Source organism: Xanthomonas sp. NCPPB 1754 (assembly GCF_041475725.2).
GTDB lineage: Bacteria > Pseudomonadota > Gammaproteobacteria > Xanthomonadales > Xanthomonadaceae > Xanthomonas > Xanthomonas euvesicatoria.
This window is the reverse complement of sequence record NZ_CM192982.1, coordinates 3,162,467-3,182,753: the sequence shown is the minus strand read 5'-3', so window position 1 is coordinate 3,182,753 and position 20,287 is coordinate 3,162,467. Positions and strand designations below refer to the sequence as shown.

Here is a 20,287-nt window from a genome sequence, read left to right as displayed (position 1 = left end):
GGCCCCATCCTGACCACATGACCGATAACGCTCTCACTCTGGCCGAAACCCGGCTGCTGCTTCCTTCCGGCCTGGACGCCGGCCATCTCGACCGCACCTTCGGCGCCCTGCTGGGCCCGGGCATCGACTTCGGCGATCTGTATTTCCAGCATTCGCGGCGCGAGAGCTGGAGCGTGGAAGACGGCATCGTCAAGGACGGCGCGCATTCCATCGAACAAGGCGTGGGCGTGCGCGCAATCGCCGGCGAAAAAACCGGCTTCGCCTATTCCGACGACATCCACCGCGATGCACTGCTGGAAGCGGCACAGTCCGCGCGCGCGATCTCGCGCGAGGGCGGGGCGCAATCCACCCGCGCGCTGGTACGCGGCAATGGCCGTGCGCTGTACCCGGCCACCGATCCCATCGACGACATGGACAGCGCCACCAAGGTGGACCTGCTGCGCCGGATCGACCAGTTCCTGCGCGCTGCCGACCCGCGCGTCAAGCAGGTGATGGTGAGCCTGTCCGGCGGCGTGGACACGGTGCTGATCGCCCGCAGCGACGGCGTGCTGGCAGCAGACGTGCGGCCGCTGGTGCGCTTGAACGTGCAGGTGATCGTCGAACAAGGCGGCCGGCGCGAATCCGGTTATTCCGGCGGCGGCGGCCGCTATGGCTATGCCGAACTGTTCGCCGACGGCCGCCCGGAAGGGTTTGCGCGCGAAGCGCTGCGCCAGGCGCTGGTGAATCTGGACGCGATCCCGGCGCCGGCCGGGGTGATGCCGGTGGTGCTTGGCCCGGGCTGGCCCGGCGTGCTGTTGCACGAGGCGGTGGGGCACGGCCTGGAAGGCGACTTCAACCGCAAGGGCACCAGCGTCTACGCCGGCCGCATCGGCGAGCGCGTGGCCTCGCCGGGCGTGACCATCGTCGATGACGGCACCCTTGACGGGCGCCGCGGCTCGCTCAATATCGACGACGAAGGCACGCCCAGCCAGTGCACCACGCTGATCGAAGACGGCGTGCTGGTGGGCTACATGCAGGACAGCCACAACGCGCGCCTGATGGGCGTGGCGCCCACCGGCAATGGCCGCCGCGAATCGTTCGCGCACCTGACCATGCCGCGCATGACCAACACCTACATGCGCGCCGGCCAGCACGACCCGGAAGAGATGATCCGCTCGGTCAAGAAGGGCATCTACGCGGTGAACTTCGGTGGCGGCCAGGTCGACATCACCAGCGGCAAATACGTATTTTCGGCCACCGAGGCCTACCTGATCGAAGACGGCAAGGTCACCGCACCGGTCAAGGGCGCCACCCTGATCGGCAACGGCCCGGAAACCATGCAGAAGGTGCGCATGATCGGCAACGACCTGGCGCTGGACGAAGGCGTGGGCGTGTGCGGCAAGGACGGGCAGAGCGTGCCGGTCGGCGTCGGCCAGCCGTCGCTGCTGATCGACGGCATCACGGTTGGCGGAACGCAGGCCTGAGATGCGGGGAATCGGGATTGGGGAATGGGGAATCGCAACGGCGGGAGCGGGGTATCGCGTGTCTGAGCCTTGTGCTGCGTCGGGCTTAATACCGGGAATCGGGATCAGGGCAGCGGGAGGCGCAGCGGTAGAGGGGCATAGCGTCCTCGGCGCTCAGGTGTCGCCTACCCAGGTTGCTGATGTTGGACGCATGCTGCCGCGGTGGACTGCGGCGGAGGCGCTGGTTGAGCAGCGCCGCGCTTGCGGCCGCCAGGTCCTATTCGTCGTCTCCCGGATCCTGGTTGTCTTCCAGTCCCGAATCCCCGCTCTCCAATCCCTGCTCTTGAGACAGCTCCCGCAGCACCTGGAACAGTTCGCGGTAGGCGCGCGGGGGCTTGTTCTTGGCACGTTCGTGGATCGCGTTGCGCACCAGCTGACGCAGTTGCTGGCGGTCGGCGGCCGGGTAGGCTTCCAGCAGTTCGGCCAGCGCCACGTCGCCTTCGGCCAGCAGGCGTTCGCGCCAGCGTTCGACCCGGTGGATCGCCGCCACTTCGCGGCGCGCGGTATCGCTGTTGGCGTCCAGCGCATCGCGGATCGCGGCCAGGGCCTGCTCGTCCTCGCGGCGCATGTGCTTGGCCAGAAACGCCAGCTGCCGCTTGTGCGCAATATGCGAGGTGATGCGCTTGCTCTCTTCGATATGCGGGATCAGCGATTCGGGCACCGGCAACTTGGCCAGCTGCGCCGGGGTCAACGCCACCAGCTTTTCGCCCAGGTCGAAAATCTCCAGCGCCTCGCGCCGCTGCTGGCTGCGGCTGGCGCCACGAAATTCACCGGTCTCTTCATCGCGTCCGCGCATTGCCACCACATCCCGAAACTTGGTTGATAAACATCTGCGGCCTCGAACGGCCGGGCGTCGGCGGAATAACTCCGCACCGAATTCAAACATTCCGGTCATGGATGGCCGGGCTTTCGCGGACGGATCCGCGTTTCCAAGGATAAAGCATTGAACGCACTCTCCTCCGAAATCCGCGTCACCGACGACAGCCTGCAGCGCCTGGATGCGCTCACCGACATCTCCCAGCGCCTGCTCGAGCGCGCGCGCGCCGCCGGCGCCACGCAGGCCGAAGTCAGCTGCAGCGAAGAGCGCGGCCTGGACGTCAATGTGCGGCTGGGCGATGTGGAGACGGTCGAATCCACGCGCGATCGTGGCATTGCGGTCACGGTCTACTTCGGCAAGCGCAAGGGCAGTGCCAGCACTGCCGACCTGCAGGATTCAAGCCTGGAATCTACCGTGGCGCAGGCCTGCGCGATCGCCCGCTTCACCGAAGACGACGTGGCCGCCGGCCTGGCCGACCCGGAGTTGATGGCGCGCGAGTTCCCCGAGCTGGACAGCTGGCATCCGTGGGCGCTGGACGCCGATACCGCCGTGGATCTGGCGCTGGCCTGCGAAACCGCCGGCCGCGACGCCGACGCGCGCATCACTAATTCCGATGGCGCCTCGGCCAGCACCGGTCTCAGCCTGTCGGTGTACGCCAATTCGCACGGGTTCATCGGTCGCGAGCGCGGTACCCACCACTCGATCAGCTGCGCGCTGATTGCCGGGCAGGGCGATGGCATGCAGCGCGACGGCTGGTACAGCAGTGCACTGGCACGCGAAGACCTGGAAGCGCCCGACGCCATCGGCCGCCATGCCGCCGCGCGTACCGTGGCGCGCTTGCAGCCGCGTTCGCTGCCCACCGGTCAGTTGCCGGTGCTGTTCGCTCCGGAAGTGGCGCGCTCGCTGGTCGGCCACCTGCTCGGCGCGGTGTCCGGCGGCGCGCTGTATCGCCGTGCCAGCTTCCTGCTCGACAGCGTCGGCAGCACGTTGTTCCCGGACTGGTTCAACATCGAAGAGCTGCCGCACCTGCGCCGCGGTTTGCGCTCGGCCGCCTTCGACGGCGAAGGCGTGGCGACGCGGCGTTCGGCATTGATCACCGACGGCGTGCTGCAGCGTTACGTGCTGGGCAGCTATTCGGCACGCAAGCTGGGCCTGCAGACCACCGCCAACGCCGGCGGCGTCCACAACCTGCAGGTCACCGCCAATGCGGGCGATCTGGCGTCGATGATTGCCGGCATGTCGCGCGGCCTGCTGGTCACCGAACTGATGGGCAACGGCGTCAATCCCGTCACCGGCGACTATTCGCGCGGGGCCGGCGGCTTCTGGATCGAGAACGGCGTGATTGCCTACCCGGTCGATGGCCTGACCATCGCCGGCAATCTGCGCGACATGTTCGCCGGCATCGAAGCGGTGGGCAGCGATGTCGACCCGCGCTCGCACGTAAAGATCGGCTCGGTGCTGATCAACCGCATGACGGTGGCAGGCGACAGCTGAGCGGCACCGCTGTGTCGGCTTCGCCGGTTTCCGGGCGGCTTGTCGTGTAGGCGCACGCCTCACGAGTCGCCGCTCGCACCTGACGATGCATCTGCGTAACGCCGAAGCGGGCAGGTCACGGTCACCGCCGCTGTCTCCGATGCGATATGCGCAATGGGGTATGGATCTTGCGGCGGCGCGCGCGACGTGCGAGCGCTACCTACGCACCTTGCGGCGCGCGTGAATAAGCCCTCTGCGTCTTGTGGGCGGCACCCGCTCGCACTAAGGCAGGGTGGTCTTTTTCGCCATGGCGCGGCCGATTGCAGCCATGGCCGGGCCGCGCACCCATGTCTTTCCGCACTGGTGGCCGGCTGAATCGTTGCTATAGTCCGCCGCACCACAACCATGCACGGGGAGACATGATGAGCGAATTCGAATCGCACGCCGCACCGCCACCGCCACCGGTCAGCACCAGTCCGTCGGAGGAGCGTACGCTCGCGCTGGCCGCGCATCTGCTCGGCATCGTGACCTCGTTCGTCGGTGCGTTGGTGATCTGGTTGATCAGCAAGGACGCCAGCCCGTCCAAGCCGTTCGCGACCGATCAAGCCAAGGAAGCGCTGAATTTCCAGATCACCGTGCTCATTGCCACCGTGGCAGCGATCATTCTGACCATTGTCTCGTTCGGCATCCTGTTCTTCTTGCCGACGCTGGTGTGGATTGCCAACCTGGTGCTGTGCATCCTGGCCGCTGTCAAGGCCAACAACGGCGAGCATTACCGTTACCCGTTCGCGCTGCGCCTGATCAAGTAACCGGCGCGGTGGAAGCGACAAAGGCCCGGCAGCGATGCCGGGCCTTTGTCGTATCAGGCGATGGAGCGATCAGTTCTGCGCCGGAGTGTTTTCGGCGAAATACTCATGGCTGTCGGCGTTGGTGATGGCCTGCGCCGGGTTGCTGATCGCCAGGCTGCGCGCGCCGGACTGGCCATAGACGCGATCCTGGGTGCCGGCAACGACCGTGAAGTGACTCATCTCGTGTACCAGCGTGCCGGCCTTGGAGTCGGTGCCGGTGGTCGATGCACTCCAGAACGCATTGCAGACATAGATTTCGTAAGGTGCATTGGCGTAGACGTACGCGAAGGCACTGTCGGTGCAACCGCAATTGATGGTGATCTGGCCGTTGTTCTGGTCCAGCGCATTGTCGATGTTGACGAAGTTCGAGCTGACCCGGCTGTAGCGCGAGGCGTTATAGGCACCAAACCAGGTGGTGTAACGCGCGCCGGTGCTGCCGGCATTGAGGTAGTTGCGCGCGTTCTGCGAGTAGTTGCGCGCGGCAGTGACGGCACTGGCGATCTGGCTGGTGCGGGTGGTGCTGCAGTTGAGGTAATTGATGCCGTTGACCACGGCGGTCGGGCCGACTGCGAGCTGGCGCTGTACGCCACGGTTGACGCCGTCCAGCCACACGGTGAGCGGGGTGCTGGTGGCCACGGCCGGCTCGCCGCTGGCGGCTTTCATCAGGCTGCCGTCGGAAAAGGAGGCGTACTGCAGCGCCGAGCGCACCTGGATGGTGTAGTTGCCGCTGGTGGACAGATCGTAGGCGCCGGCCAGATCGACCTCGCCCTTCACGCTCTGGCCTGGCTGCAGGATGGTGAAGTCGGCGGCCTTGGGCAGGCCGCGCTTGACCAGGCGCCCGGTGTAGTCCACCGGCTTGCCGTCGCGGCTCACTTCCAGAATGCCGTTATCCAGCGACTTCAGCGGCAGCTGGTACGTCGGCACGCGTGCGGTCTGGCTGCCGTTATTGGTGACGGTGACGGCGATCTTGCCCTGATGACGCCCAGCCTGGTCGGCCACTGGCGACAGTTCGATGGTCAACGGAAGCGGGCCGCGCACGGACTGCGCCTGGGCCGATCCGAGGACGCCAACAACGGCCAGCGTGCCTGCTGCAAACGATGCGAGAAAAACGTTCTTCACCAGTGACTCTCCGTGTGATCGGGGGATGTCCGCGGATGCGGGCAAGCCAAACCTAGGCAGGACGAGCGGACGCGACAAGTTATTCAATTGCGAATATTTTTGTTCGTAGCGAACTTATGAACGCCGCTGAAATAGCACGGATGTCGACAATTCAGCTTTAAAATGTGCAATCGGTCATGTGCTGCGACTCAGAATGTGTCATCGCATGACACAAACGCAGCCAAGAAAAGTTGCAATGTGTGACCCAGTTCGCCGCTTGCACGCCCCCGATGCAGACGTTGACCGTGCGCTGGCGCACGGAGTGCGCAAATCGTGTCCGGCGCGTCCGCTTTATGTCGCAAATCGTCCAGATGTGGCTGCGCGAGCCACCGGCGCGCCATTGCGGCACGCGGGAAACTTCAGATCGATTCGGGCATCGGCCGTTCCTGCTCGCTGCGGTGTAGCGGCGTTGGCAACTGCGCCTAGTGCGCGCGGTTCACCGCAAACCGGCCCAAGGTGGCCAACGTCTCGCCTGGTTGCCCATAGGGCTGCAGGACGTCGTGCATGCGCGCGGCCAGCTCGGCCAGCTTCGCCTTGGCGCCATCCATCCCCAGCAGGGCGGGGTAGGTGGATTTGGCTTGCGCCGCGTCCTTGCCGGCGGTCTTGCCCAGCTGCGCCGAGTTCGATTCCACATCCAGGATGTCGTCGCGCACCTGGAAGGCCAGGCCCAAGGCGTCGGCAAATTCGTCCAGACGCTGCTGGTCGGCCGCCGCGGCACCTCCGGTGAGTGCGCCCATCCGGACCGCCGCACGGATCAACGCGCCGGTCTTGAGCGCATGCATACGTTGCAGATCCTGCAGCGACTGCAGTTGCCCGGTCGCATCGATATCCAGCGCCTGGCCGCCGCACATGCCGGCCGCGCCCGCAGCAGTGGCCAGGCTCTGCATCCAGCTGACGCGCAGTTCGGCGCTGGCAGAGGCAGTGGCGAGTAATTCGAACGCGCGCGTCTGCAAGGCGTCGCCGGCCAGAATCGCGGTGGCCTCATCGAAGGCGATATGCACGGTGGGCTGGCCGCGCCGCAGCGCGTCGTCGTCCATCGCCGGCAAGTCGTCGTGCACCAGCGAATAGGCGTGAATCAGCTCTACCGCCACCGCGGGCGTGTCGAGCTGATCCTCAGCAGCGCCGAACAAAGCGCCGCTTGCGTAGACCAGCAGCGGACGCATGCGCTTGCCCCCGCCCAGCACGGCATGGCGCATCGCTGCATGCAGGCGCTGCGGCGCATGCGTGGCGCGCGGCAGGCCCGCCTCCAGGCTGCGTTCGGTGCGGGCGATCCAGTGGTCGAACAGCGCCGAGCTCACCTCAGCCGTCCAGCGACGGCGGTTCGAAGGCTTCGGCAAGCTCGGGGCGGGCGGGGTCGGTCAACAAGCGCACGCGCAGTTCGGCCTGTTCCAGCGCCTGCTGGCAATCACGGTACAACCCGATGCCGCGCTCGTAGGCCGTGAGCGATTGCTCCAGGCTCAGATCGCCGACTTCCATCTTCTGCACCAGTTGCTCGAGTTCTTCCAGCGACTGTTCGAAGCGGGCAACCGGGGACGTTTCGTTCAAAGACTTCTTGGCCATCGCTAAAGTGTGCGGCGCGCGCGCAGGCGGGTCAATTCGCGTCGGCAGCCGCGCGCCATTGCAGCGCGGCGGCATTGGTCTGCAACCATGCGTCCAAGGTGGCGGAAATGATGCAGTCGCCGGCGGCGAGCACCTGCGTGCCGTCCCACAGGATCGGCAGGCGCCCGCGCTCCCACGGCGGTAGATCCAGCGCCTGCAGCAGGTGTTTGAGTTGGTGCGAATGCGTGCGCTGCGGCAGCACGACGCGCTCGCCGCCCTGGCGTGCGCGCACCAGCAGCGGTTGCGCAAAGCGCAGCCCGGGTGCGCCGAGCAACTGCAACTGCGCACCGTCGGGCAGGTGCAGGGGCGCTGCGCCGTCCCACTGCGCGTGCCAGTCCGACGGCCAGGCCGCAGCGGGGCGGTGCAGAAACAGGTACTGTCGCCAGCGGCGTACTTTTACCTGTTGCCACGCAAAGCAGGCCTGCCGATCTGCAGCGTGATTGTCGATTTCCCGTTCCAGTGCGGCCACGCCTTGCGCAGGCAGCGGCGGCGCGTGCGCCGCACTCACCCAGGCGCGCAACAGCCGTGCCCTTCGTTCCACGGGGTGCGCGCGCAATGCCTGCAGATCCAGCGCGCCGCTTGCGGTCCGCACACTCGGCAACAACGCCATGTCCTGCTGCAGCAGTAATGCGCTGGCGTTGGCGCTCAGTTGCGCACTGCGCGCCAACGCGTCGGGTGCTTGCGGCCAGCGTTGCTGCAGCAACGGCACGACCTGGCTGCGCAGGAAATTGCGGTCATGGCGCGGATCGGCATTGCTGGGATCTTCGATCCAGCGCAACCCTTGCGCATGCGCGTAGGCGAGCAGATCGGCGCGGGCGTGCGCCAGCATCGGGCGCCACAGCGTGCCGCTGGCGAATGGGCGCTGCGGCCGCATCGCCGCCAGGCCTTCGGGGCCGGACGCACGCAGCGCACGCAGCAGGAAGGTTTCCGCCTGGTCGTCGCGATGGTGCGCCAGCGCCAGCCATTCGCCAGCAGTGAGCGCCTGCGCGAACGCCGCATGGCGCGCGTGGCGTGCTGCCGCTTCCAACCCAAGACCGCTGTCGCGTGCCACCTGCACCCGCACGATCTGCAACGGCACCTGCAGCGTGTCGCAGGTGCGTTGGCAATGCGCGGCCCAGGCATCGGCATCGGCATGCAGCCCATGATGCACATGCAGCGCGCGAAATCCTGCGTGCCGATAGCGTGGCGTCGCCGCCAGCAGATGCAGCAGCACGCTGGAATCCATCCCGCCGCTATAGGCCAGCAGCACCGGGCCGGGCGGGGTGGCTGGCAACAGGAGCGGGGTGCCGGTCAGCATAGGCGCAATCTCGCAGCGGCTCCTGCGCGCTCGGCGAGCAGATGCCATCCCTGCTGCGTGATTGCGTGTCGGCCGCCTGCCCGGGGTGTTCTCTGCTTGGGACCCATCGACGATTCCGTCGTTCCCGGCGCCCCGTAGCGCGAACAACCGTGCGCAGCTGCAGTCTGGGCTGCAACGTGCTGCCGTGCGCGGTCACCGCATCGTTCCGCTACGGCCCATCCGAGCACCACACCAACGGCTGGGGACTGCGGCTGTTCGCAGGCGCGATTGCACATGGCGGTGGCGACGCCAGGCGGGCAGGTCGAGCGGCGATGCGGCAACCGCATCACGCGCCAGCTCGCCCGCCATCGCCGCAGCGCCGCCCGCGCATCAGCGCTTGACCGCAGCCTCGAAGGTGGCCGGCCTGGGCAATTCCACCGGCACGCCGGCGGCATCGCAGGTGCCTGCCTTGCACAGGCGCTCGCGCAAGCGCGGGGTGGCCTGGACGATGACGTGGTAGATCACGTTCTCTTCCAGCGTGCCGCGGAATGCCGCGCTGCCGGGGCCGGTGGCCCAGATGCCGACATCTTCGCCGCCGTGGCTTTCGGATTTGGTCGGCACCAGCGCTTCCTGCATGTAGCTGGGGGCCTCGGTGTCGACGTGGGTCAGGTCCGGGCGGCCGGCAGCCGGCTCGCTGCTGCTGGGTTCGTGCGGATATTTCTTGGGGCCGGCCGGCTGCGCATTGCTGGCACCGGTGTAGCCGGGACCGTTGGCGTAGCTGAGCGTGGTGTATGGCTGGCCGGCCAGGTCGGTGGCCAGCTGGCTGCGGTCGCCTTCTTCGCCGCCGGTGCCGCGCACCTTGCCCAGGATCGGGTTGCCGCGCACCGGGTAGCCAACAAAGTTGAGCGTGTGCGAATGGTCGGCAGTCACGATGATCAGCGTGTCCGCTGGCGCAGTCTGCACGGCAGCGCGTACGGCATCGGACAGCGACACGGTTTCGTCGAGTGCGCGGTAGGCATTGCCGGCGTGGTTGGCGTGATCGATACGGCCGCCTTCGACCATCAGGACGAAGCCATTCGGGTCGCGCGACAGCGACTGGATCGCGGTGCGGGTCATTTCGGTCAGGCTGGGCTCGCCCTGCGGGGTGCGGTTGCGGTCGTGGTCGAACTGCATGTGGTCCGGCTCGAACAAGCCCAGCAGCGCCGGTGCACCGGACGCTGCCTGCAACTGCTGCTCGTTCCAGACATAAGCGCCCTGCGGGTGCGCCTGTTTCCATTCGGACACCAGATCGCGGCCGTCCAGGCGCAGGCCCACCTTGTCGTCGTATTCCGGGTCGCGCTCCTGCACGCTCTGGAACTGGCTGCGTCCTCCGCCCAGTACCACTTGCGGGCCTCGGCCGTAGCGGGCGGTGGAGAGCAATTGCTGGGCGATGTCCTGGCAGCCGGCAGCACGGGCCGATTCGGGAAGGTCGGTGTCGTTTTCCCAATTGCGGTCCGGCGAATGCGCATAGGTTGCCGCCGGCGTGGCGTGGGTCAGGCGCGTGGTGGTGACGATGCCGGTGGCCATGCCGGCGCTGTCGGCCAGCTGCAGCCAGCTCAGCAGGCCCTTGTTCAAGCTGTCGGCACAGTCGCTGCGGTTGCCGCTGCTGACCCCGATCGCGCCCATGTGCGACTTCACGCCGGTGGTGATCGCGGTCATGGTGCCGGCCGAATCCGGCGTCTGCGAGTCGGTGTTGTAGGTCTTGCTGAAAGCGGTGGCGGGGAATTGTTCCCACGACAACAGGTTTTCTTCGCCCGGCCCGCCCTTGCGCTGGCCGTCCAGGATGCGGGCGGCGGCGACCGTGGTCAGGCTCATGCCATCGCCCAGGAACAGGATCACGTTGCGCGCCTTGCCGGCCATGGCGCCGTTGCCGGCGGCACGGGCGGCGCCCGAGCGGTACCACCACTGCGGGGTTTCGCCCGCCGGGTGCGCCACCGGCGGTACCTCCACGCGGACCGACGCGGGTGCGGAGGTGCTGCTGCCGGTCGTGGAGGCGCAGGCGGCGACGCACAGCGTGGTCAGGGCGGCGAGGGTAGGCAGGCGGTAACGCATCGGCATCGAACTCGTGGCTGAATCAATCCCCATTATGCCGCGCTGGGTGGTGTCACACCGATGACACAGCGCTGTTCCAGCGGTGGTCTCGCGGGCAGGGCAGCCCTGGGCTATGGTGCATGCACTTTCCCCCCGGAAGATTCGACGACATGAAACTGGTTGCGGCGTGGTTGCGCATTCCGTTCTGGCAACGCGTGGTGGCCGGCTTCGTCCTCGGCGCGCTGGTCGGCTGGGCCATGGGCCCGGCGGCCGATGTGTGGTTCGGTCCCCTGGGTGACCTGTACGTCACGCTGATCAAGATGATCGCCATCCCGCTGGTGTTCTTCGCGGTGATCAATGCGATCTCGTCCTTGCACGGGCAAAAGTCGGTTGCCGCACTCGGTGGACGCACGTTTTTATGGTTTGTCATCACCGCAGCATTGGCGGTGGGCGTGGGCCTGGCGGTCGGCACGATCATGCAGCCGGGCGCCGGCCATTTCAGTCTGAGCGTGGATTCGGCCTGGAAGCCGCGCGATGTGCCAAGCCCGGTCCAGGTGCTGCTGGATGTGGTGCCGTCCAATCCGTTCTACGCACTGACCGGCATCGGCACCAAGACCAACGCGGCCGGCGAAACGGTGCTGGCGGCGGGGCGTGGCTCGATCCTGCCGGTGATCTTCTTCGCCGCGTTGCTAGGCTTTGCAATGGTCAAGCTCGGCGAGCGGGTGGCCGAGGCGCGCAAGCTCACCGGGCAGATGAGCGACATCATGATTCAGGTGACGCGCTTCGTGCTGGAAATGACTCCGCTCGGCACCTTTGGCCTGATCGCTGGCCTGGTCGGCAGCTACGGCTTTTCGAAACTGCTGCCGTTCGGCAATTTCGTCCTGGCGCTGTATGTGGCCTGCGCGATCCACATTGTGGTGGTCTACAGCAGCCTGTTGCTCGCACATGGGCTGAACCCGTGGAAGTTTTTCCGCGGTGCCGCGCCTGGCATGCAGGTGGCGTTCGTCAGTTCGTCGAGCTTTGCGGCAATGCCGGTGGCAATGCGTTCGATCACGCATAACCTGGGGGTCAGCAAGGATTACGCCGCATTCGCGGTACCGCTGGGCGCCAGCATCAAGATGGATGGCTGCGGCGCGATCTTTCCGGCGTTATGCGCGGTGTTCATCGCGCAATACACCGGCGTGCCGCTGACCGCCAACCAGTATTTCGTGGTGCTGATCGCCTCGGTGCTCGGCAGCTTCGGCACGGCCGGTGTACCGGGCACGGCCGTCATCATGGCGACGGTGGTGCTCAGTGCGGCCAATCTGCCGCTGGAAGTGATCGGCTACCTGTATGCGATCGACCGCATCCTGGACATGATGCGCACCATGACCAATGTCACCGGGCAGATGCTGGTGCCGGTGCTGGTGGCCAAGGAGACCGGACTGCTCGACAAGCGCATCTACGACTCCGCCTCCACCAATGTGGGGCTGGAAGAACCGCCGGCCGACAGCGCCAGACCACTGCGCTGAGGCGGCTTGATGCGTGCCGGATCTCCACTCCTGCGCGAACGGCTGCAGCAGCTGCCCGAGCTGCAGCGCATGGATGGCGTGTTCGTGCAGCGCGGCTTGGCCGACGACCCCTTCGAGACGCGCTATCTGGAGATCCGGCGCAAGGAAGGCCGGCTGTACACCGATGCGCAGGTGCGCAGCCTGCCGCGTCCGGGCGGAAAACTGGCGGCAACGCTGGAATGGCGCGTGCGCGCGCTGTCGAGCAGTTTGCTGGTGCAGCACCTGGGCACGCATGCCGGCGAGGGCGCCATCCTCGAACTCGGTTGCGGCAATGGCTGGCTATCGCACTTGCTGGCGCAGTCGCTGCAACGCGAGGTCTGCGGCATCGACGTCAATCGCACCGAGCTCACCCAGGCCGCACGCGTGTTCGGCCATGCAGCGCGCCTGAGTTTCATCGCTGGCGACATCCAGACCGTGGCACTGCCGCGCGACGTATTCGACATCATCGTGCTACCCGCCTGCGTGCAATATTTTGCTGATCCTGGCGCGTTGATCGAACGTTTGCTCGCGCATCTGCGCGAGGATGGCGAGCTGCATATTCTCGATAGCCCGCTCTACGCCACGCCGCAGCGCGGCCAGGAGAGTGCCACACGCAGCCTGCGCTACTTCACCGAGCTGGGCGTCCCGGAGCTGGCCGCGCATTACCACCAGCATACCTACGCGACGTTCGAGCGCTTTGCGGTGCAGTGGTTATTCGACCCGCGTTGTTGGAGTGCCCGTGCGCGAAAGGCGCTCAGCGTGTCGCAGCCGCATTTTCCATGGCTGTGTCTGCGCAAGCGGGACAACCCTGGGGTGCTTGGCGGTTGAGGGTGCTTGTGGGTGTTGTTTGATAAAGCCGGGCAGTGTGCGTCGGGCGATCTGGCGATGACCCTGCTCACGCTCGCATATGAATTTCAAGGCATCCGGCATTCGCTGATGGACAGCAATGGCAACGAGGGGTGTGCCGGCCGATGTTCTTAGGCGCTCACGTCGACCGGTACGGCCATCGCGTCGCGGGTACGACGAGCTTCAACCACATGGCACACTTCCAGCTCATCCATTGACGAGGGCGGGCGGTGATTGGCCAACAGCGTGATCTGACATTTCGTTTTCTGGCCGAGCCCAGCGACGTCAACTTCGGCGGCAAGGTGCATGGCGGCGTGGTGATGAAGTGGATCGACCAGGTTGGCTTTGCCGCCGCCAGCGGTTGGAGCGGGCATTACTGCGTCACCGTGGCGGTGGGCGGCATCCGGTTCGTGGCGCCGGTGCGCATCGGCGATCTGGTGGCGGTGTCGGCCAAGCTGGTCTACACCGGCCGCAGCAGCATGCATTTGGCCATCGACGTACGCGCGCGCAGTCCGATGGGAGGCGATTCGCGCCTGTGCACGCATTGCATCATCGTGTTCGTGGCGATGGACCCGGACGGGGTCACCCCGGTCGAAGTGCCGTCCTGGCGGCCCGACACCCCGGAAGATCAACGCCTGGCCGAATATGCGCTCAAGGTGATGGAGTTGAGCAAGGGCATCGAGGACACCATGGCGCGGTACAAGGCCGACACTTCGCAGTAAGCCGCGTACGGGGTAGGTCGTCTGGCCCGATGAAAGCGCATGCGGTGCGGCCAGCGTGGCTCCTGGTGCGCCTGGCACGCGGGCCGATAGGCGCCGAGAGCATGCGCAGTCGCACACGGACGTCGCGGCCGGGTTCCGCACAACAAAAAGGCCGCGAGATCGTCGCGGCCTTGCTTGACTGAGTCCGGGCAACCGAGCGTTACAGCACGCGACGCGCCTGGATGAACTTCTCGCTCCAGTAGCCGCTCGCCAGCGAATCCACGCGCACGTCCTTGCCGCGGCTGGGCGCGTGCAGGAACTTGCCGTCGCCGACCACCAGGCCGACGTGGTCGATACGACCGCGCTTGCCGAAGAACACCAGGTCGCCAGCCTTCAGCGCGCTCGGGTCCTTGATCAGTTCGGCCGATTCGTCGCGGGCGATGTCGCGCGAGACGCGCGGCAGATCGATGCCGAGTGCAGTCTTGAACACATAGCCGACCAGGCCGCTGCAATCGAACCCTTCGGTGGACTCGCCGCCCCAGACATACGGGGTGCCGAGCAGGGCCATGGCGCGCTGCAGGATCACCTGCACGCGGCTGTCGGCCACGGCGTTCTGGGCCGCATTGGCTGCGCTCTGCGACACGTCGTAGTTGGCAAGCAGGCGGCTGAGATCGCCGGCGAACATTGCCGAGCGATCCATCAGCGGAATGGCGTCGTTGGCAGCCAGGTGCGGAAGCAGGGCGGCCAGTGTTGCAGTGGCAGCGGCGTCGGCGCGACTACGGGTTGCGGCTTTCTCGGCGGCGACGGCGCTGTCAGGCGTGGTCGTCTGCGAAGCGGATGGCGTGCTGCTGGCGGTCTGCGCGAATGCGGGAAGTGCTGCAATCAAGAGAGCGGTGGCGCATAGCAGGCGGAGCGGTTTCCGGGGCGGAAGCGGTGCGGCGCCAGTTTTGATCTGTTCGTCGTTCGTCACGCGGGAATCACAGTTCTGCTGTCGATGCGAGATGATGCCCTGGTGAAAGAATCGTTACGTTCAAAAAAAGTTAACTTTCCGTTTTATGACTTGTGATCTGCGTCACATTTCAGTGCAAAACCCGCTTCGAACCTGAATAATGGTCACGCCAGTAAGCTCCATCAAGGAAATCCAGGCGGACCGTACCGCCCGTGGTAGGGGCATGCACGAAGCGGCCTTCACCGACATAAATGCCGACGTGGGTCACGTTGCCGCCGGAGCCAAAAAACACCAGATCGCCGGTGGCAAGTCGCTCGGGCGGGATGCGCGGGCCCTGAATTGCGGCCAGTTCGCGGGAGGTGCGCGGTAGCGCCAGGGCCAATACATCCCGGTAGACATAGGTGACCAGCCCGCTGCAGTCGAACCCGGTCTCTGGCGTGTTGCCGCCGAACCGGTACGGGGTGCCCACCAACCCCAGCGCGCGCATCAGGATGTTGTTGGCGGCGGCCGGGTCGGCTGGCGTTACCTGCGGCCACACGCGCGTTGTCGGCGGTGGCGCGGCCGGGCGCTGAACCGGCGTGTGCGACGAACAGCCCCCCAGGAGCAGCAGGCCCAGCAACAGGCTGGCCGCGGCGCAACGGGCGCGGGCGGCGAAAACTGGCGTGATATGCATGGAGCCGGGATAATGGGCGGTTCGAAAGGTCGCCATGATGGCGGCGCACCCGGCGGCCGACAAGCCGTCCTCAACCGTCTGCCACCGGGCAGCCCATTCAGAGCCAGGCATGAAGATCGAAAAAGACAGCGTCGTCCGCTTCCATTACACCGTTTCGGAGATCGGCCAGGAGCCGATCGAGAGCTCCAAGGAGCGTGACCCGTTGGCGATCATGATCGGCCACGGCAACATCATCCCGGGCCTGGAAGCGGCCATGATGGGGAAGGAGGCCGGCGAGAGCTTCGGCGTGGACGTCAAGGCCGCCGACGCCTACGGCGAATACCGCGAAGGCCTGAGCCAGCGCGTGCCCAAGAAGCATTTCGGCGCCACCAAGCTGGTGCCCGGCACCCAGGTCGTGCTGCAGACCAACTTCGGCCCGCGCGCAGTGACGGTGCAGAAAGTCGGCATGAGCGTGGTCGATGTGGACCTCAATCACCCCATGGCCGGCAAGGATCTGCATTTCGACGTGGAGATCGTCGAAGTGCGTGAAGCCACCGCAGAAGAACGCGACCACGGCCATGTGCACGGCGACGGCGGTCATCACCACTAAGGGTGGGGCACGCGCTCGCATGGCGGTTGGACGGGTGGGACGCCTGCGCGCCACTGACGTAGGCCGGTCATCCGGCGCTGCGCTGGCGCATGCACTCCACGCGCATGTCGGCCCATCCGTGCGGTTTGCCGCGGCGCGTGCATGATTGCTGTTCCTGACGGCCCGCCCCATCGGCGGGCCGTTTGCATTCTGCGGCGCGTGCCGCCGTATCTGGTTGCCTGAGCCGTGATGACATCCCGCGACGTGCTGCTTCCCATTGCTGCGACCGAGCGCATCGTCGTGCTGGATGTCCTGCGCGGCGTGGCGCTGCTGGGCATCCTGCTGATGAACATCGAAGCCTTTGTCGGGCCACTCGATCTGGCCATGACCGGCGTGGAGCCGCATTGGCATGGCGCCGACCGGGTTGCCGATGCGCTGGTCTACGTGTTCGTGCAAGGCAAGTTCTACACGCTGTTTTCGCTGTTGTTCGGCATGGGCTTTGCGGTGATGGCGCAGCGCGCCGCGCAGGCCGGGCGCGCGTTCTTCGGCCTGTATCTGCGCCGCACCCTCGGGCTGTTGGCGATCGGGCTTGCCCACGCGCTGCTGGTGTGGTCCGGCGATGTCCTGGTGACCTATGCCCTGCTGGCGTTGCTGCTGCTCAGTGCGCGCAACGTGCCGACCGTGACGCTGCCGTGGTTCGCTGCGTTGGTGTACCTGTGCGCACCCGGGCTGACCCTGCTGTATGGGGTGGCAGGCGAGTTGGCGCAGGCCGATCCTGCCGCGACGGTGCAGTGGAAAGCGGCGATGGCCGACGCCGCGCAGCAGGCGCTGGCGAATGTGCAGGCGCAGCGCGCCGCATTCGGCAGCGGCACCTACCTGCAGGCGACGGTGCAGCGCTGGCATGACTTTCAGCAGGCGATGACCGGGCTCAGCATCAATGGCCCGGCCATGCTCGGCATGTTCCTGTTCGGCAGCTGGTTCGTGCGCAGCGGTGCGATCGCCGCGCCCGAGCGCTTCCCCCGTTTGTTTGCGACGCTGCGCCATGGCGTGTTGCCGCTCGGGCTGGGCGTGATGCTGGCAAGTTATGCATTGGAGCCGTGGATCGATCCGGCGCGGCTGGACCTGCGCCTGTCCGGCGCCTTCGCGCTGTCGCTGATTGCAGGGCCGTTGATGTGCCTGGGCTACGCCGCATGGGTGGTGCGCCTGGCGCCGCGTCTGGCATGGCTTGCGCCGGCGGGGCGGATGGCATTGAGCAATTATCTGCTGCAATCGCTGGTCTGCACCGGCATCTTCTACGGCTACGGGCTGGGCTATTTCGAACAGCTGCCGCGGGTGTGGCAGCTGCCGTTCGCGCTGGCACTGTTCGCGCTACAGGTGCAGCTGAGCCGGTGCTGGCTGCACTGGTTCCGCTTCGGGCCGATGGAATGGCTATGGCGCAGCGCGACCTATCTGCAGATGCCGCCGATGTGGCGTGGCGCTGGGCGCGCCGGGTAGCGCCTGCATGCACGGCAGCCGCGATGATGTGGTGGTGATCGGTGCGGGCGCGATTGGCCTGGCCACCGCGCTGGCACTGGTCGAAGCGGGCCGGCAGGTGCGCGTGCTCGATGCCGGTGCGCCCGGTGCGGCGACCTCCTACGGCAATTGCGGCACCATCACGCCAAGCCATGCACCGCCGCTGGCGGCGCCCGGCATGATTGCGCAGGCACTGAAATGGATGTTCACCCCGGACGCGCCGCTGTATATCCCGCCACGTCTGGATCCGGGGTTGTGGCGCTGGCTGCTGCGTTTTGCGCGGCGCTGCAATTCACGCGATTGGCAGGCCAGTGCACAGGCGCGCGCGGCGTTGTTGCACGACGCGCGGCAGCGCTTCGACGCGTGGGTGGCGCGGTACGGGTTGGAGTGCGAGTTTCGTAACGACGGGCTGGATTACGTGTTCGGCGATGCGCGCCGCTTTGCGCAATACCGCGACGAATGCGCGCTGCTGGCGCAGTGGGGTATCCGGGCCGAGGTCATCGATGGTGCGGACTACATACGCCAGGATCCCGCATTTCGCGATGGGATCGCCGGTGCGATCCACTTCCCGGGCGATGCCCATCTGCGCCCGGAGCAGTACACCGCAGAGCTTGCGAGGGTGCTGCGCGCACGTGGCGTGGTGATCGATGCGCACTGCCGCGTGCAGGCAATCGTGCCCGATGGAGCTGGCAGCTGCGTGCAGACCGAGCACGGCAAGTGCCCTGCGCGCGAAGTGGTGATCGCAACCGGGCCATGGTCGCCGGTGCTGGCGGCGCAACTTGGTTTGCGCCTGCCGGTGCAGGCCGGAAAGGGCTATTCGATTACCTACAGCGCGCCGCATCTGATGCCGCGCCGCCCGGTGGTGTTGAAGGACCGCTGGGTGTTCGTGGTGCCGTGGCGCGACCGCCTGCGCATCGGCAGCACGATGGAATTTTCCGGGCGCGATACGCAGCTCAATGCCACACGCCTGGCTGCGTTGGAGCGTGCAGCGGCCGAATATCTGCAGGCGCCATGCGGGCCTGCGGTGATCGAGCGCTGGTACGGATGGCGACCGATGACCTGGGACGATGTGCCGGTCCTGGGCGCGGTGCCGGGCCATCCTCACGTCTGGCTCGCAGCCGGGCATGGCATGCTCGGCATCAGCATGAGCACTGCAAGCGGACAATTGATGGCCGACCTGATCACGGGCCGCGCACCCGCGCTGGACCCGCATCCTTACCGGGCGGAGCGTTTCGCATGAGTGCGCGTTACGACTACGACGTGGTGATTCTGGGTGGCGGCTCCGGCGGCCTCGCGGCTGGATTTCGCGCAGCAAAACATGGCGCGCGCGTGGCGATCATGGAGCCCGACGAACTGGGCGGCACCTGCGTCAATCTCGGTTGCGTGCCGAAGAAGGCGATGTGGCTGGCAGCCGATCTGGCCGGCAAGGTCGAGTTGGCCAGCGCGCTGGGATTCGATGTGCCGCGCCCGACGCTGGCCTGGCAGGAGCTGGTCACGCATCGGCAGGGGTACATCTCCAACATCCACGCCAGCTATCGACGCCGCCTCAACGAAGATGGCGTGGTCCTGATCCCTCAGCGCGGCGTATTGCAGGACCGCCATACCGTCATGGGCAGCGACGGCGTACCGGTGACCGCCGAGCACATCGTGATCGCCACCGGTGCACACCCGTTACGCCCGGACGTGGAGGGCGCAGAACATGGCGAAGTCTCCGACGATTTCTTCAATCTCTGCCATGCGCCCGAGCAGGTCGCGATTGTCGGCGGTGGCTATATCGCGGTGGAAATCGCCGGGCTGCTGCAGGCCCTGGGAAGTCGCGTGCATCTGTTCGTGCAGGGCGAGCGCTTGCTGGAGCGCTTCGATGCGGAGCTCACCTTGCAGTTGGCCGACAACCTGCGCCATCTGGGTGTGCGGCTGCACTTCGGTTTCACCACCACCGCATTGGAGCGCGATCTGCACGGTGCGTTGCGCGTGCATGGTCATTGCGTGCATCCGCGCGAGCAGGGCAACGACGTCTTCGACAAGGTGTTTTTTGCGGTGGGTCGCCGCGCCAATACCGCCGGGCTGGGTCTGGACACAGTGGGCGTTGCGCTTGGTGACAAGGGCGAAGTGGTGGTGGACGACGGGCAGACCACCAACGTGCCGAATATTCACGCCATCGGCGATGTGGGCGGCAAGGTCGGACTGACGCCGGTGGCGATTGCGGCAGGGCGCAAGCTGATGGATCGCCTGTTCGGTCACCAACCGGATGCGCGCATGGACTACGAAAACGTGCCCAGCGTGGTGTTTTCGCACCCGCCGCTTGGCAATGTCGGGCTCACCGAAGAACAGGCGCGTGCACGGTACAACGGTGCGGTGCGCGTGTACCGCAGCAATTTCCGCCCGATGCTGCACGCGCTGGCCGACGCGCCGCAGCGCAGTCTGTTCAAGCTGGTGTGCGTGGGCGAGGAGGAACGTGTGGTCGGTGTCCATCTGCTGGGTGAGAGCGCCGACGAAATGCTGCAAGGCTTTGCGGTGGCGGTGAAGATGGGCGCGACCAAGCGGGACTTCGAGGAGACCGTGGCGATTCATCCCACTTCGTCTGAAGAGATTGTGTTGATGCATTGAGGGGGGCGCTGTCGCCATCGACGGTGGGTTGCCGCGTGGCGGCGCATGAGGCGATGCCTTGATCAATGCCAGACTGGGATAGCCAGTGGCAGCCGTAGCCTCATCCGGCGCTGCGCGCCACCTGGTCCCCCAGTGTCTCGATGGAAGAAGGGACCGAGC

18 protein-coding genes are annotated in these 20,287 nt (G+C 66.4%); 10 read left to right on the top strand and 8 right to left on the bottom strand.

The annotated features are described in order from the left end of the window. The first annotated feature begins 17 nt into the window (after positions 1–17). Positions 18–1,463: a metalloprotease TldD gene (tldD, locus tag ACCQ15_RS13945; RefSeq protein WP_011347993.1), complete on the top strand. Its 1,446-nt coding sequence runs from the start codon at positions 18–20 to the stop codon at positions 1,461–1,463. A gap of 256 nt (positions 1,464–1,719) precedes the next feature. Here tldD and yjgA read toward each other — a convergent pair whose 3' ends face one another. After that, entirely contained in the window at positions 1,720–2,298 is a 579-nt protein-coding gene (gene yjgA, locus ACCQ15_RS13940) for a ribosome biogenesis factor YjgA (protein ID WP_372380688.1), read from the bottom strand. A gap of 147 nt (positions 2,299–2,445) precedes the next feature. Between yjgA and pmbA the strand changes: the two genes are divergently transcribed. Beyond that, a complete protein-coding gene (gene pmbA / locus ACCQ15_RS13935) occupies positions 2,446–3,813 on the top strand; it encodes a metalloprotease PmbA (protein ID WP_014090567.1) in 1,368 nt (455 codons plus the stop codon). A gap of 326 nt (positions 3,814–4,139) precedes the next feature. After that, the gene (locus ACCQ15_RS13930; protein WP_372380687.1) at positions 4,140–4,601 is read left to right on the top strand and encodes a DUF4870 domain-containing protein; all 462 of its coding nucleotides are present in this window, start codon (positions 4,140–4,142) and stop codon (positions 4,599–4,601) included. Between the two features lie 69 nt (positions 4,602–4,670). Here ACCQ15_RS13930 and ACCQ15_RS13925 read toward each other — a convergent pair whose 3' ends face one another. The 5 genes from ACCQ15_RS13925 to ACCQ15_RS13905 all read right to left on the bottom strand — a co-directional run bounded on the left by ACCQ15_RS13925 (position 4,671) and on the right by ACCQ15_RS13905 (position 10,770). Then, positions 4,671–5,759, bottom strand: a complete 1,089-nt coding sequence (locus tag ACCQ15_RS13925) for a M35 family metalloendopeptidase (RefSeq protein ID WP_008573158.1) — start codon at positions 5,757–5,759, stop codon at positions 4,671–4,673. A 461-nt stretch (positions 5,760–6,220) separates the two neighbouring features. Continuing rightward, on the bottom strand, positions 6,221–7,096 hold the full coding sequence (locus ACCQ15_RS13920) for a polyprenyl synthetase family protein (protein WP_372380686.1): 876 nt from the start codon (positions 7,094–7,096) through the stop codon (positions 6,221–6,223). Between the two features lies 1 nt (position 7,097). Then, the gene (locus ACCQ15_RS13915) at positions 7,098–7,358 is read right to left on the bottom strand and encodes an exodeoxyribonuclease VII small subunit (protein WP_003486852.1); all 261 of its coding nucleotides are present in this window, start codon (positions 7,356–7,358) and stop codon (positions 7,098–7,100) included. 31 nt (positions 7,359–7,389) lie between these two features. After that, positions 7,390–8,694, bottom strand: coding sequence for a tRNA lysidine(34) synthetase TilS (gene tilS, locus ACCQ15_RS13910; RefSeq protein WP_122272575.1), 1,305 nt, complete (start codon positions 8,692–8,694; stop codon positions 7,390–7,392). Positions 8,695–9,063: 369 nt separating this feature from the next. Then, the gene (locus ACCQ15_RS13905) at positions 9,064–10,770 is read right to left on the bottom strand and encodes an alkaline phosphatase family protein (RefSeq protein ID WP_071117675.1); all 1,707 of its coding nucleotides are present in this window, start codon (positions 10,768–10,770) and stop codon (positions 9,064–9,066) included. A gap of 143 nt (positions 10,771–10,913) precedes the next feature. Here ACCQ15_RS13905 and ACCQ15_RS13900 point away from each other — a divergent pair, with 143 nt between their 5' ends. From ACCQ15_RS13900 to ACCQ15_RS13890, 3 genes are all read left to right on the top strand, one after another. After that, positions 10,914–12,254: a dicarboxylate/amino acid:cation symporter gene (locus ACCQ15_RS13900; RefSeq protein ID WP_014090560.1), complete on the top strand. Its 1,341-nt coding sequence runs from the start codon at positions 10,914–10,916 to the stop codon at positions 12,252–12,254. Positions 12,255–12,263: 9 nt separating this feature from the next. Next, positions 12,264–13,100: a class I SAM-dependent methyltransferase gene (locus ACCQ15_RS13895; RefSeq protein WP_372380685.1), complete on the top strand. Its 837-nt coding sequence runs from the start codon at positions 12,264–12,266 to the stop codon at positions 13,098–13,100. Between the two features lie 248 nt (positions 13,101–13,348). Then, the gene (locus ACCQ15_RS13890; RefSeq protein ID WP_014090559.1) at positions 13,349–13,840 is read left to right on the top strand and encodes an acyl-CoA thioesterase; all 492 of its coding nucleotides are present in this window, start codon (positions 13,349–13,351) and stop codon (positions 13,838–13,840) included. Positions 13,841–14,039: 199 nt separating this feature from the next. Here the strand turns inward: ACCQ15_RS13890 and ACCQ15_RS13885 are convergent, their stop codons facing one another. Together ACCQ15_RS13885 and ACCQ15_RS13880 are read right to left on the bottom strand one after the other, a co-directional pair. Beyond that, positions 14,040–14,789: a C40 family peptidase gene (locus tag ACCQ15_RS13885; RefSeq protein ID WP_011347979.1), complete on the bottom strand. Its 750-nt coding sequence runs from the start codon at positions 14,787–14,789 to the stop codon at positions 14,040–14,042. A gap of 109 nt (positions 14,790–14,898) precedes the next feature. Beyond that, on the bottom strand, positions 14,899–15,441 hold the full coding sequence (locus tag ACCQ15_RS13880) for a C40 family peptidase (protein ID WP_011347978.1): 543 nt from the start codon (positions 15,439–15,441) through the stop codon (positions 14,899–14,901). 109 nt (positions 15,442–15,550) lie between these two features. Between ACCQ15_RS13880 and ACCQ15_RS13875 the strand changes: the two genes are divergently transcribed. The 4 genes from ACCQ15_RS13875 to gorA all read left to right on the top strand — a co-directional run bounded on the left by ACCQ15_RS13875 (position 15,551) and on the right by gorA (position 20,128). Continuing rightward, entirely contained in the window at positions 15,551–16,030 is a 480-nt protein-coding gene (locus tag ACCQ15_RS13875; protein WP_014090558.1) for an FKBP-type peptidyl-prolyl cis-trans isomerase, read from the top strand. Positions 16,031–16,258: 228 nt separating this feature from the next. Then, positions 16,259–17,503 carry a DUF418 domain-containing protein gene (locus ACCQ15_RS13870; protein WP_008573151.1) on the top strand — a complete coding sequence of 415 codons (1,245 nt, stop codon included), beginning with the start codon at positions 16,259–16,261 and terminating at the stop codon, positions 17,501–17,503. Then, positions 17,481–18,761, top strand: a complete 1,281-nt coding sequence (locus ACCQ15_RS13865) for an NAD(P)/FAD-dependent oxidoreductase (protein WP_370486284.1) — start codon at positions 17,481–17,483, stop codon at positions 18,759–18,761. Before ACCQ15_RS13870 ends, ACCQ15_RS13865 begins: the two co-directional genes overlap by 23 nt. Next, entirely contained in the window at positions 18,758–20,128 is a 1,371-nt protein-coding gene (gene gorA, locus ACCQ15_RS13860; protein ID WP_277573989.1) for a glutathione-disulfide reductase, read from the top strand. The genes ACCQ15_RS13865 and gorA overlap by 4 nt, the downstream gene beginning before the upstream one ends. The last annotated feature ends 159 nt before the right edge of the window (positions 20,129–20,287 follow it).